Source organism: Nocardia lasii, assembly GCF_042658545.1.
Classification (GTDB): domain Bacteria; phylum Actinomycetota; class Actinomycetes; order Mycobacteriales; family Mycobacteriaceae; genus Nocardia; species Nocardia lasii.
Genome location: NZ_JBHSQN010000014.1, coordinates 225774 through 237842, shown reverse-complemented (window position 1 = coordinate 237842; position 12069 = coordinate 225774). Strand labels below are relative to the sequence as shown.

Here is a 12069-nt window from a genome sequence, read left to right as displayed (position 1 = left end):
TCAGCCGTTCCAGCGGCCGGTGGTGGCGAATTCGTCGAGGATCGCGGTGGGGGCGGCGAGGTCGAGGTTCTGGGCGGTGACCCAGGCGTCGTCGAAATAGGTACCCGAGTAGCGGTCGCCGCCATCGCACAGCAGGGTCACCACGCTGGCGCTACGGCCGGACTCGAGCAGCTCCGAGACGAGGCTGAACGCGCCCCATAGGTTCGTACCGGTCGACCCGCCCACCCGGCGGCCCAGCACGTCGCTGGCGTGGCGCGCGGTGGCGATCGACGCGGCGTCGGGCACCGCGATCATCCGGTCCACCACCTGACCCACGAACGACGGCTCCACCCGAGGTCGGCCGATCCCCTCGATCCGCGACGGCAACCCGGTCTCGAACCCGGCGTCACCGGACTCGTACCCGCCGAAGAACGCCGAATTCTCCGGGTCGACGACCGCCAGCCGGGTCGCGTGCCTGCGATAACGGATGTAGCGGCCGATCGTGGCGCTCGTGCCACCCGTGCCCGCGCCCACCACGATCCACTCCGGAATCGGATTCGTCTCCAACGCCAACTGCTGGAAAATGGACTCGGCGATGTTGTTGTTGCCCCGCCAGTCCGTGGCCCGCTCGGCATGGGTGAACTGGTCCATGAAATGCCCACCCGACTCGGCCGCCAACCGCTTGGCCTCGGGATACATCTCCGACGGACAGTCCACGAAATGGCAGCGACCACCCTGGGCCTCGATCAGCGCGACCTTCTGCGGCGAGGTGCTCGCCGGCATCACCGCGACGAAATCCAACCCGAGCAGTTTCGCGAAATACGCCTCGCTCACCGCCGTCGACCCCGACGACGCCTCGACCACCGTCGTCCCCTCGGTCACCCACCCGTTGCAGATCGCGTACAGGAACAGCGAGCGCGCCAACCGGTGCTTGAGACTGCCGGTGATGTGAGTCGACTCGTCCTTGAGATAGAGCTGCACCGGCCACCGACCCGGCAGCGGATACCGCAGTAGATGGGTGTCGGCCGACCGTTGGGCGTCGGCGTCGATCAGCCGGACCGCGTTGTCGACCCAGTCCCGCGACGCGCTGCGATCGAGGAACCTCACGCCGAGGAGCTGTCGTCGTCACCCCGTAGTCGAGCCCGCAGCTGCGCCTTGTCCTGGCGACGGCGTTCATCGACGACGGCGATGTCCTCGTTCACCCGCACCCGCAGATTCTTGAACGGCGTCAACGTCAACGACAGCGGCATCGCCACGATCAACGCGAACAGGGCCGCGACGATGATCGGAACTTCGACACCGATCAGCGTCGCAACGCCTACGATCAGTGCGGCGATCAACACCACCAGCCCGATCCGCGCCAGCGTGTAGAGCGCGAGATTGCGCGCCAAGCGCTTGCGTGCGTCCTGCTGACCGGTTGCTTCGCTCACCACCTCAGCCTAATGGTTGCCGCGGCGCACCCTGTTCGCGGCTTTTGTCTATTACTTCCCCTTTACCAACAGTAGGTGGTTCGACTACATGGGGGTCGCAGTGCGACGATGACGCCACTGATGAGGGAACTGTCGAGAACGGAGAGGTTAGCTATGACTGCGATCACCGTCGGCCTTCAGGACACTCTGCTGACACCAGGCCAAGTGGCCGCCATGTTCCACGTAGACCCCAAGACCGTCACCCGGTGGGCGCATGCGGGCAGGCTCGGTTCGCTGCGCACGCCGGGCGGGCATCGTCGATTCCGCGAGTCCGAGGTCTTGCAGTTGCTCAAATCGCTCACCACCGAGGCAGCACCGCGCTGACTCACGGGCTGACGCGAGCCCGCACGGGCTCGCGTTCACCGTAAATTTCCCTCCTCGTGCGCATGCGTACATCGGCTACCCTCGATAGCAGGAGGTGAGCGACGTGACGTACCTGTTGGCACTCATCGCGATCGTGGCCATCGCGGTGCTGTGCTGGAAGGCGTTCGGGCCCCAGCGCCCGAGCCCCCGATCCGGCCCGCCCCCGCGCAGACCCGTTCTCGGTCCCGACGACGACCCGGAATTTCTCTGGCGCCTCGGCAAACAACCCCGCGACGACTCCGGCCCCACCGAGTGACCCCGCGATGTTGATCACCGTGAGCTGAGGCACATACCCCCGTTGTGCGGTGAAAGCACCGGGTAGATAACGTATTCCGGTGATTGATGTGCAGCAGGGTTCCATCCCGACCACTTGGCGCGCGGCCGACGGCAGCGCCGTGACGTTCACCGAGGCGCGCTCGGAGTGGACTCGCGCGGCACACGAGGTGCTGGCCGACACCGCCACCCGGTTCAACAACTTCATCGTCAACACCGAACTGGCCGAGCTGGTGCAGGAGGAATCCGGCATCCGCACGCACGTCAAATGGCAGCACTGGCTGCCCGTGGTGCTCGACAAGGTCTCCGAGCACTGTCACAAGAACAACGAGCCGCCGCTGAGCGCGCTGTGCGTGCGCAAGAACCAGACCGTGGGCACGAGCTACCGCCACATCCTCGAACTCGCGGGCCTGCCCATCCCCGACGATCTCGAGATGCACGCCGCCGCGGCCCGCTGGCAGTGCTACCAGCACTACGCCACCGACCTCCCCGCCGACGGCGGCCTGCCCACCCTGCCTCCCAAGGTCGCCGCCATCCGCCACTCCACCTCCGCGGACCTGGCCACCGCCGAAAAAGCCGAAGCCGCTGTCAAGCGCCCTTCCACTTCCCGCCGCACCGTCGCGGTCCCCAAGCCCGAACCGGTCCGCAAACCGGTCTGCCTGCACTGCCACGTAGAACTCCCCGCCAACGGGATCTGCTACTACTGCTGAGAGGTCGCGAGCCCGGCCGCACCACGCCCGGGCTTCCCTTCCGCTCCAGTTCCGAGGCCGTCAGCCCTCGATCCGATGAACGAGTTCCCTACCCCGCTGCCTCGGCGTCCACCCTCGGCGCAGCGCCTGGTGCACCACCCGCGCGACCAACCGCGGAGTGATGACCGTGCCGTGATCAACCCAGGTGACCATCCGCTGCCCGTGGCCCTCGGCCACTTCCACCACGATCGCCAGCCCAGGCTCATCATTCGGCGCGACCACCCACCGGTACCGCTCCCCATCCAGGTCCAGAATCCGTGTTCCCTGCCGCGCCAATCCCATGCGACGACTGAACACTCCCCCCACCGACATATTCAACGGGTTTTCATGGCCCCCACATCTCGGCCCGGGCGACGAACTCGGATCAGGCGCAGCTCGGCATGCCGAAGCCGCCGGTGCTGGAGCCGTTGGTCAGGCATAGGAGGGCGAGGGTGGGGAGGGCTGCTGAGCCTGATCGGGGGTCTGCCCAGGCCAACCACGGGGCGGTGTTGGAGCCGGTGTCGACGATGGGCTGTGCTGGCGTGGGAGCGGCTGAGGCGGTTGCCGGTGTCGATACTCCGCAGCCCAGCGAGACCGCTATCGCCGCGATCACGCTGAAACTTCGACCACGCATGTGCTCACACTCCTCGAACGTTCGTCAGGACATCGAGAAGGTAGCGCACTCAGCGCATTGTGAAACGCCCGCATTTTTGTGGGGTTGCGTGATCAGGCGCCCGGGGGACGCGATCGCCTAGTTCAGGCCCGCGTAGCTGTGCAACCCGCTGATCACCATGTTGATGATGAAAAGGTTGAAAAGCATCGCGGTGAAGCCGGCGATGTTGATCCAGGCGGCCTTGGTGTCGCGCCAGCCGGAGGTGGCTCGGGCGTGGAGGTAGGCGGCATAGAGGACCCACGCGATGAAGGAGCAGGTTTCCTTGGGGTCCCAGCCCCAGAAGCGGCCCCAGGCGGCTTCGGCCCAGATGGCGCCGAGGATGACGCCCGCGCCGAAGAGGGGGAAGCCGATGATGGTGGTTTTGTAGGCGAGCTGGTCGAGGGTGCGGGCGTCGGGGAGGCGGCGGGCGATGGTGCCGAAGATGCTGTCGGATTCCTCGCCGGCGGGCTGACGCATGCGGAACAGGTAGAGCAGGCTGGCGACGCCGGAGACCAGGAACACGCCGCTGCCGACGCTGACGATGGTGACATGGATGGGCAGCCAGAACGAGCGCAGCGCGGGGACGACGGGGGCCGCGTCGGCGTAGAGGACGGTGCCCGCCAGGAACATCAGGATCAGCACGGGGACCAGCAGGAAGGTCCACATGGCCCGGTAGCGCTGGTCGCGCAGGAAGTACAGGCCGATCACCACGGCGGCCGCGGTGGCCATGGTGGTGAACTCGTACATGTTGCCCAGCGGGAAACGGTGGGTCGCGAAACCGCGCAGCACGATCGAGGTGATGTGCAGGACCGCGCCGACGACCAGGACCGAGAAGGCCATGTTGCCGAGGCGTTCGCCCAGCGGTGTGGCCTGGGGCGTCTCGACCCGGCCGGGCAGCCCGGGATCGCCCGCGGGGACGAGTTCGCGGGCGGCGACCTGTTTGGCCCGCGCCGAGGCGTACTGCACGATCAGCAGGATCGTCGCCAGGGTGTAGATGGCGATAGCCGACATGAACGCGAAGTCGCTGTAGCGTGCGAGCGTTTCGTCGATCTGCATCAGGATTCCGTCTCCGTGTCGAGTGCGCGCGTCCGTGCCCGTAGTCGGTCGAACTCGGCGCCCCAGCCCGCTTGGTCGCTGCGGGCCAGACCACCCATCTCTACTACGGTACGTCGTTGATCCACGGTACCTGCCGCGACCTCGCCCGGGTACGCCCGGACCCAGATCCGGCGGCGTTTCACCAGCAACGACACCAGCAGACCGGCCATCATCGTCAACGCGGTCACCAACACCCACTGCTGGGCGGGGTCGTGCGAGACCTGCAGGTTCACGAACTCCTCGGCGCCGTCGAAGGTCACCTTGGTGCCGTTGGGCAGCGTGGTGGACTCACCGGGACGCAGGTTGACCCGCGCCTCCTTGGTCAGGCGGCCCTGCTTGATCATCTCCGGGTCCAGCGCGAACAGCGACTGCGAACGGCCGGTGTCCAGGCCGGTGTTGCCCCGGTAGACGTCGACCGCCACGGCCGGATCGTCCATCGTCGGGAACGAGGAGGTCAGCAGGTTGCCGTGGAACATGGCAGTGGGTGCGAACAGGCCTTCGATGGCGATCTGGTTCTGGCGACGTTCCTCGTCGGTGGCGTACATGCCGCCGGGCGGATCGATGCGCAGCACACCGCTGGACAGGAAGGTCTGCGCGTCGTCGGGCCGCCACTGGATGGTCTCGGTGCGGGTCTGCCCGTTGGGGAAGGTCACCGTGAAGGTCGGCGCGAAACCGTGTCCCTGCAGGTAGATGCGGTCACCGTCGGCGCGCAGCGGATGGTTGACGCGCAGTTCGGTGCTGCGCCAGGTGTCGGTGCGCAGGTCGTCACCGGCCTGGTACTCGATATTGGAGTGGAACATCTCGGCCTGACCGGTGGGCAGGTAGTCGGCCTTGAAGTCCTTGACCTTGATGCACAGCGGCGTCATGCCGGTGCCGTCGTTGACATTGCCCGCGCGGAACGAGTCGAACACCGCGGGCGAGGTGGTGCAGAAGCCGGGACCGTTGTTGGCGATCACGATGACATTGCCCTCGTACCCGAACAGCTTGCCCAGCGCGATCGCGACCAGCAGTCCCACCAGCGACAGGTGGAATACCAGGTTGCCGAACTCGCGCACGTAGCCCTTCTCGGCCGACAGCGTCACCTCGCCGTCGCGCTGACCGGGCCGCACCTCGGTCCGCCAGCCACGCAGCGACGCCTGGGCGGCCTCGATCACCTGCTCGGGAGTGCGCTCGTCGGTGTCGCTCGAGTGGTGCGGCAACCGGCCCAGATTGCGCGGCGCGGGCACCGGCGGGGTGCGCAGGGCCCGGTAGTGGTCCCAGCAGCGCGGCAGGATGCAGCCGACCAGCGAGATGAACAGCAGCACGTAGATGGCGGTGAACCAGAAGCTGCCGAACACGTCGAACAGTTCGAACCGGTCCATCCACGGGCCCAGCGTCGGCCGGTCGAGAATGTACTGCTCGACCTTCTGGGTGTTGAGACTGCGCTGCGGCAACAGCGCGCCCGGAATGGCGGCCAGCGCGAGCAGGAACAGCAGCACCAGCGCGGTGCGCATGCTGGTCAGCGAACGCCAGGAATTGCGGACCATGGCCCACACCCGGGCAGGCAGCGACTGCCGGACGGGCGGAGTGGGGGTGGTCGGCGCGGTCAGTGTGTCAGTCATCAGATCGGAAGAGTCACCTCGGAGACGAACCCGTCACGCACCCAACCGACGAACTGATCCCACGCCCCCGTGACCAGTGCGACGCCGACGGCGACGAGCAGAACACCCCCGATTACCTGAATGATGCGCGAATTGCGCCGCAGCCACCCGACCCCGCGCAGCGCACCGGCCGACCCGAAGGCCAACACGATGAACGGCAGCCCGAGACCGAGGCAGTAGGCCACGATCAAGCTCACCCCGCGCACGGCGGTGGTGCCCTCGGTGCCCGCGGACACCGCCATCACACCCGACAGCGTCGGGCCGAGACACGGCGTCCAACCGAGCGCGAACACCCCGCCCAGCAACGGCGCGCCGAGGATGCTGGTGAGCCTGCGCGGCTCCATCCTGGTGTCGCGTTGCAGGGCGGGAACCAGACCGATGAACACCAGACCCATCAGGATCGTGACCACACCGCCGATGCGTTGCAGCAGCTCCCGGTTCACGTTCAGGGTCTGGATCACGCCGAACACGGTGGCCGTGGCCAGCACGAACACCACCGTGAACCCGGCGACGAACAGCCCGGCGGCACCGGCCACGCGCAGCTTGGCGCTACGGCGTTGCGCGGTGAGCGTGCCTGCCTGCGCACTGGTGGCCGGCGGTGCCTCGGCACCGACCAGACCGGCCAGATACGACAGATATCCGGGCACGAGCGGCACGACACACGGTGACGCGAACGACACCAGGCCCGCCAGCAGGCAGGCTCCCAGCGCCAACAGCAACGGACCCGATGCCGCGGTCTGCTGGAAGGAATCCCCGACTGCGGCGAGCGGTATCACTCGTCGGTGCCCGCGTCGTCTTGCTGCTCGTCGCGCGGCAACGACAGGGTGCGCTCGGTCTCGGCCGGTTCAGCGGGGCCGAAATCGAACAGCCCGGCACCGGCGACACTGCGCGGGACGGTCGCGATACCGGCCCAACGGTCATCGACCGTCCAGCCTGCACCCATGCGGCGCGCGCCCTGACGGGGGCGACACGCGGTCAAGTTTCCGGGACGACGACGGCTCACTGCTTCTCCTCGGCGGCGATTTGCTCGACCACGGGCTGCAAGTCTTCTGCCAATAGCGAGCGAAGGAAGACCGCGGCGACCCGGTGCTGACGATCCAGGATCAACGTGGTCGGGATAACACTGGTGGGAAAGTTTCCGCCGAGCGCGAGCAAGGTTCGCATCGACGGGTCGTAGATGGACGGGAACTCGATCTTGTTGTCCACTACGAAGTCCTGGGCTTTGTCACGCTGGTGGTCGCGGACGTTGATTCCCAGGAACGCGACGCCTTGATCTCTGGTCGCCGCGAACACTTTTTCTAGCGCGGGCGACTCGGCGCGGCACGGGCCACACCACTGTCCCCACAGATTCACGACCACGATCTGGTTCGGGAAATCATCGACCGAAACGATCTTTCCCTCGTTCATCAGATCGGGCCCCGAGAGCGTGCCGATCGTCCCGCGCGAGGCGGGCGGGTCATATCTGATATCCGTTTTACCACCGGGTGAGACGAATTCGAAGGTCCCACCGCCGGTGGCCACCGCATCGGTACCGGTCGAGCAGCCCGCGGTGGCGAGTACCAGCGCGGCCGACGCGACGGCGATCAGCACCCGCGACCGATGGCCACGGGTGGATCCCGATGAAGTGCGGACAATCATGCGCCGTGTACCGACGGATCCGACGCGCCCGCGGGCTCGGAGTAGACGATGTCGACGAGGGTGTCGCCCTGGTAGACCAGCGAGGTCAGCGAGGCGAGCGAGCACTGCCGGTTGCGCGGGTCGTGCCACAACCGCTGGCCCTGCAGGAATCGGCGCAGCGTCCACACGGGCAGCTGATGCGAGACCAGCACCACCTCGTGGCCTGCGCCCTCGACGCGGGCCTTGTTGACCGCGGCGAGCATCCGGTGGGCGATCTGCAGGTACGGCTCGCCCCACGACGGGGTGAACGGGTCACGCAGCTTCCACCAGTGCCGGGGCTTGCGCAGGGCGCCGTCACCGACGGACACGCGCAGGCCCTCGAAGGTGTTGCCCGCTTCGATCAGGTTCTCGTCGGTGCGCACGATCAGGTCGTGGGCGGCCGCGATCGGGGCGGCGGTCTCCTGGGCGCGCTGCAGCGGCGACGCGATCACCATCGAGATGTCGTGATCAGCCAGCGAGCGCGCGACCGCGTCGGCCTGGGCGCGACCGGTGGCCGACAGGCTGAAACCGGGCAGGCGGCCGTAGAGGATGCCGTTGGGGTTGTGCACCTCGCCGTGGCGCAGCACGTGCACGATGGTCTCGACGCTCGACGGGTCGTCGTCGAGGGAGGGCGGGGCGGCGGCGGGCGCGGGGTGGGGCGCCTCGTCGCTGTTCGCCGGGACGGGGGCGAATTCTGCGTCGGGCTGGTCGGAGCTCACGCTGGGGATCCTTCGGGGGTTGCGGCCGCGGCCGCGAGGGCGGCGGCGGGCAGAGCGGCGGCGATACGGTCGAACGCGTCCTCGTCGAGTGCCGCGGAGACGAACCATGCCTCGTACGCGCTCGGCGGCGCGTACACGCCCGCGTCGAGCAGGGCGTGGAAGAAAGCGGGGTAACGCCAGGTCTGGCTCGCTTTGGCGGCGGCGTAGTCGGTCACCGGGCGGTCGGCGAAGAACACGCTCACCATATTGCCTGCGAACTGGACTTGATGCTCGACCCCGGCCTCGGTCAGCGCTTTCGCGAACAGCGAGCCGAGGCGACCGGCGTTGCGGTCCAGCGCCGCGTACACCTCGTCGTCGGCCGCGCGCAGCGTCGCCAGGCCGGCGGCGACAGCTACGGGATTCCCGGACAGGGTGCCCGCCTGGTAGACCGGGCCGAGCGGGGCGAGGTTGTTCATGATCTCGGCGCGACCGCCGAACGCGGCGGCGGGCAGGCCACCGCTCATCACCTTGCCGAAGGTGTAGAGGTCACCGGCGACGCCTTCGCGGCCGTACCACCCCGCGGCGCTGACCCGGAAACCGGTCATCACCTCGTCCATGATCAGCAGCGCGCCGTTGTCGTGGGCGAGGGTGCGCAGGCCCGCGTTGAAACCGGGCAGCGGCGCGACCGCGCCCATGTTGCCCGCGGCGGCCTCGGTGATGACGCACGCGATCTGGCCGGGGTGCGCCTCGAAGGCGGCGGCCACGGCGGCGAGGTCGTTGTAGGGCAGCACGATGGTGTCGCCCGCCTGGGCGCCGGTGACGCCGGGCGAGGTGGGCAGGCCGAGGGTGGCCACGCCCGAGCCCGCGTCGGCCAGCAGCGCGTCGACGTGACCGTGGTAGCAGCCGGAGAACTTGATGATCTTGGAGCGACCGGTGAAGCCGCGGGCGAGGCGGACCGCGCTCATGGTGGCCTCGGTGCCGGAGTTCACCAGGCGCACGCGCTCGACCGGGTCGACCCGGGCGGCGATGGCTTCGGCGAGTTCGATCTCGGCCTCGGTGGGCGCGCCGAACGACAGTCCGCCGGTGGCGGCCTTCTGCACGGCTTCCACGACGGCGGGGTGGGCGTGGCCGAGGATCATCGGACCCCACGAACACACCAGATCCACGTACTCGTTGCCGTCGGCGTCGAGGAGGGTGTAGCCGTTGGCCGAGGCGATGAACCGCGGCGTACCGCCGACCGAATTGAACGCACGAACCGGGGAATTGACACCACCCGGGATCACCGAGGCTGCCCGCTCGAAGAGCTGGGCCGAAACCGGTACCTGCGTAGGACTCACGGATTCCAGTGTCTCAGTTCGCCTCGGCACGCCGGACGACAGGGTGGAGCACAGTGACCCAGACCGCAGCGACCCACCGGCGACACGCCCGACACGCCGCCCGGATTCCCGTCGATAGTCGGGTCTAGGGCCATTGGCCTGCGGCTACGCTCCCCCGGCCGGTGTGGTGGGCGAGGACACAGCAGGCGAATCCGTCGGCGCTCGACTAGGGCGTCGGTGCGCGATGCCTACCGAGAACGCGGACGACGGCGTCGATGATCAACAGGCCCGCCACGATCACCAGCGCGGTGGCCAACACCAGCATCGGCGGCACGTACCGCACGGCCACGAAACCGGGATGCTCGTCGGTGCCGGGGAACTCGGTGAGACGACGCGCGTCTCGCCAGCTCAGGACCGCGCAGGCCGACAGGAGCACGGCGAGGCCGAGTTCGAACAGCGCGATCGAGCGTCTCATTCCTGCGATCCTGCCAGGAACAAGATCGAATCAGCCGACCAGGCTCGGGAGCAGAATCAGCGCGATCACGGCGAGGGTGAGCACCACCATCAATCCGAGGACCAACAGGTCGCGTCGCAGGCTGTGTGGCTGCTGAATCACCACGCGCATCAATGCCTCCGCTCAACCGATGTGATAAACCTCACCATACACTGTGTCCGGTCAGCGCCGGCGCGACTGGAAATACTTGGTCGAATCCGGGCGGTAACTCAGATACGCGGCACCCGCGGCCAGCACGCCCTGCACGATCGACGCGCCCCCGGCCACGATCGTCGCGGGACCGACCTCGTCGGCGAAGGTGAACATCGTCGCGAGCGCGCCGATGCTCAGCCAGACCGCGACCACGGTCAGCACCGTGCGCGCCCACAGCTTGCCCTTGCTCATCAGATGGGCGATGAGCACCGTGAGACCGCCCAGCAGCACGCCGATCACCGCGGCGAACACGAAGGACAGCACCACCATCAGATCCACGGTGGACGCGGGCAGCGGCGGGTCCACCTTGTACATCTCGACGACCTGCTCGGCGACCTCGTCGCGGCGGCCGAACATCGTGAACAGACCCGCCACGGTGGACACGACGCCGAGGCCGGCGACACCCCACCACAGTTGTCGAGAGGTGACGAGGTCCTCGGGCAGGGGAACGAGCTCGGGTTTGTGCGGTGGAACGATCACGACAACCAGTGTGCTGCCTCGGTCGCCCAGTAGGTGAGCACGATGTCCGCGCCCGCCCGCCGGATGCCGATCAGCGACTCGAGCACCGAGGCGCGGCGGTCGATCCAGCCGCGCTCGGCGGCGGCGGTGATCATCGCGTACTCGCCGGAGATCTGGTAGGCCGCGACGGGGACCGTGGAACGGTCGGCGACATCGCGCAGGATGTCGAGGTAGGACATCGCGGGCTTGACCATCACGATGTCGGCGCCCTCGGCCAGGTCGAGGTCGAGTTCACGCAGCGACTCGCGGCGGTTGGCCGGATCCTGCTGGTAGGTGCGACGATCGCCTTCCAGCGAGGAGCCGACGGCCTCGCGGAACGGGCCGTAGAAGGCCGAGGCGTACTTGGCCGTGTAGGCGAGGATGGCGGTATCGGTGCGTCCGACCGCGTCCAGGCCGCGGCGGATGGCGCCGACCTGGCCGTCCATCATGCCGCTGGTGCCGAGCAGATCCGCGCCCGCGTCGGCCTGGGCCAGGGCCATCTCGACGTAGCGGTGCAGGGTGGCGTCGTTGTCGACCGCGCCGTCGGTGCCGAGCACGCCGCAGTGGCCGTGATCGGTGAACTCGTCCAGGCAGGTGTCGGCCATCACGACCGTCGCGTCACCGACCTCCTCGGCCAGTGCGCGCAGACCCCGGTTGAGGATCCCGTCGGGATCGCTGGCCTGCGAGCCGATGGCGTCCTTGTCCTCGGGCAGCGGCACGCCGAACAGCATCAGCCCGCCCACCCCCGCGGCCACCGCCTCCACCGCGGCTTTGCGCAGCGAGTCCAGCGAGTGCTGGTACACCCCCGGCATGGAGCTGATCTCGCGCGGCTCGTCGAGGCCGTCGGCCACGAACATCGGCAGCACCAGCTGACGCGGCTCGAGCGTGGTTTCGGCGACGAGGCGACGCAATGCCGGTGTCCTGCGCAACCGCCGCGGGCGGTCGAAAGCGGTCATAACCCGCAGAATACGCTGGCGCTCCCCTGGTCGCCGCGGC

Annotated in this window: 15 protein-coding genes; 3 read left to right on the top strand and 12 right to left on the bottom strand. The window is 68.1% G+C overall.

Annotation, left to right across the window (positions count from 1 at the left end; translation table 11 throughout):
• Both cds1 and ACFP3H_RS21740 read right to left on the bottom strand, forming a co-directional pair.
• Entirely contained in the window at positions 1-1086 is a 1086-nt protein-coding gene (gene cds1, locus ACFP3H_RS21745; protein WP_378608788.1) for an L-cysteine desulfhydrase Cds1, read from the bottom strand.
• The gene (locus ACFP3H_RS21740; RefSeq protein WP_378608787.1) at positions 1083-1409 is read right to left on the bottom strand and encodes a DUF4229 domain-containing protein; all 327 of its coding nucleotides are present in this window, start codon (positions 1407-1409) and stop codon (positions 1083-1085) included. Before ACFP3H_RS21740 ends, cds1 begins: the two co-directional genes overlap by 4 nt.
• 153 nt (positions 1410-1562) lie before the next feature.
• On the opposite strand from ACFP3H_RS21740, the gene ACFP3H_RS21735 reads away from it, so the two are divergent.
• The 3 genes from ACFP3H_RS21735 to ACFP3H_RS21725 all read left to right on the top strand — a co-directional run bounded on the left by ACFP3H_RS21735 (position 1563) and on the right by ACFP3H_RS21725 (position 2794).
• Positions 1563-1772, top strand: a complete 210-nt coding sequence (locus tag ACFP3H_RS21735) for a BldC family transcriptional regulator (protein ID WP_378608785.1) — start codon at positions 1563-1565, stop codon at positions 1770-1772.
• A 103-nt stretch (positions 1773-1875) separates the two neighbouring features.
• Positions 1876-2067, top strand: a complete 192-nt coding sequence (locus tag ACFP3H_RS21730) for a hypothetical protein (RefSeq protein ID WP_378608870.1) — start codon at positions 1876-1878, stop codon at positions 2065-2067.
• A gap of 79 nt (positions 2068-2146) precedes the next feature.
• Complete coding sequence (locus tag ACFP3H_RS21725) at positions 2147-2794, top strand: hypothetical protein (protein WP_378608784.1); 648 nt, start codon at positions 2147-2149, stop codon at positions 2792-2794.
• Between the two features lie 769 nt (positions 2795-3563).
• On the opposite strand, the gene ccsB is transcribed toward ACFP3H_RS21725, so the two are convergent.
• From ccsB to hemB, 10 genes are all read right to left on the bottom strand, one after another.
• Positions 3564-4520 (bottom strand): c-type cytochrome biogenesis protein CcsB, encoded by a 957-nt coding sequence (gene ccsB / locus ACFP3H_RS21720; protein ID WP_378608782.1) that lies wholly within the window; start codon positions 4518-4520, stop codon positions 3564-3566.
• Positions 4520-6160 carry a cytochrome c biogenesis protein ResB gene (gene resB, locus ACFP3H_RS21715; protein ID WP_378608781.1) on the bottom strand — a complete coding sequence of 547 codons (1641 nt, stop codon included), beginning with the start codon at positions 6158-6160 and terminating at the stop codon, positions 4520-4522. The genes ccsB and resB overlap by 1 nt, the downstream gene beginning before the upstream one ends.
• On the bottom strand, positions 6160-6975 hold the full coding sequence (locus tag ACFP3H_RS21710; RefSeq protein WP_378608779.1) for a cytochrome c biogenesis CcdA family protein: 816 nt from the start codon (positions 6973-6975) through the stop codon (positions 6160-6162). Before ACFP3H_RS21710 ends, resB begins: the two co-directional genes overlap by 1 nt.
• Positions 6972-7142 carry a hypothetical protein gene (locus tag ACFP3H_RS21705; RefSeq protein WP_378608778.1) on the bottom strand — a complete coding sequence of 57 codons (171 nt, stop codon included), beginning with the start codon at positions 7140-7142 and terminating at the stop codon, positions 6972-6974. Before ACFP3H_RS21705 ends, ACFP3H_RS21710 begins: the two co-directional genes overlap by 4 nt.
• 56 nt (positions 7143-7198) lie before the next feature.
• Positions 7199-7837 carry a TlpA disulfide reductase family protein gene (locus tag ACFP3H_RS21700; RefSeq protein WP_378608777.1) on the bottom strand — a complete coding sequence of 213 codons (639 nt, stop codon included), beginning with the start codon at positions 7835-7837 and terminating at the stop codon, positions 7199-7201.
• On the bottom strand, positions 7834-8574 hold the full coding sequence (locus ACFP3H_RS21695) for a histidine phosphatase family protein (protein WP_378608776.1): 741 nt from the start codon (positions 8572-8574) through the stop codon (positions 7834-7836). Before ACFP3H_RS21695 ends, ACFP3H_RS21700 begins: the two co-directional genes overlap by 4 nt.
• Positions 8571-9890: a glutamate-1-semialdehyde 2,1-aminomutase gene (hemL, locus tag ACFP3H_RS21690; protein ID WP_378608775.1), complete on the bottom strand. Its 1320-nt coding sequence runs from the start codon at positions 9888-9890 to the stop codon at positions 8571-8573. Before hemL ends, ACFP3H_RS21695 begins: the two co-directional genes overlap by 4 nt.
• A gap of 205 nt (positions 9891-10095) precedes the next feature.
• The gene (locus ACFP3H_RS21685; RefSeq protein ID WP_378608774.1) at positions 10096-10344 is read right to left on the bottom strand and encodes a hypothetical protein; all 249 of its coding nucleotides are present in this window, start codon (positions 10342-10344) and stop codon (positions 10096-10098) included.
• Between the two features lie 201 nt (positions 10345-10545).
• Positions 10546-11055 carry a hypothetical protein gene (locus ACFP3H_RS21680; protein WP_378608773.1) on the bottom strand — a complete coding sequence of 170 codons (510 nt, stop codon included), beginning with the start codon at positions 11053-11055 and terminating at the stop codon, positions 10546-10548.
• On the bottom strand, positions 11052-12029 hold the full coding sequence (gene hemB / locus ACFP3H_RS21675; RefSeq protein WP_378608771.1) for a porphobilinogen synthase: 978 nt from the start codon (positions 12027-12029) through the stop codon (positions 11052-11054). The genes ACFP3H_RS21680 and hemB overlap by 4 nt, the downstream gene beginning before the upstream one ends.
• Positions 12030-12069 lie beyond the last annotated feature (40 nt).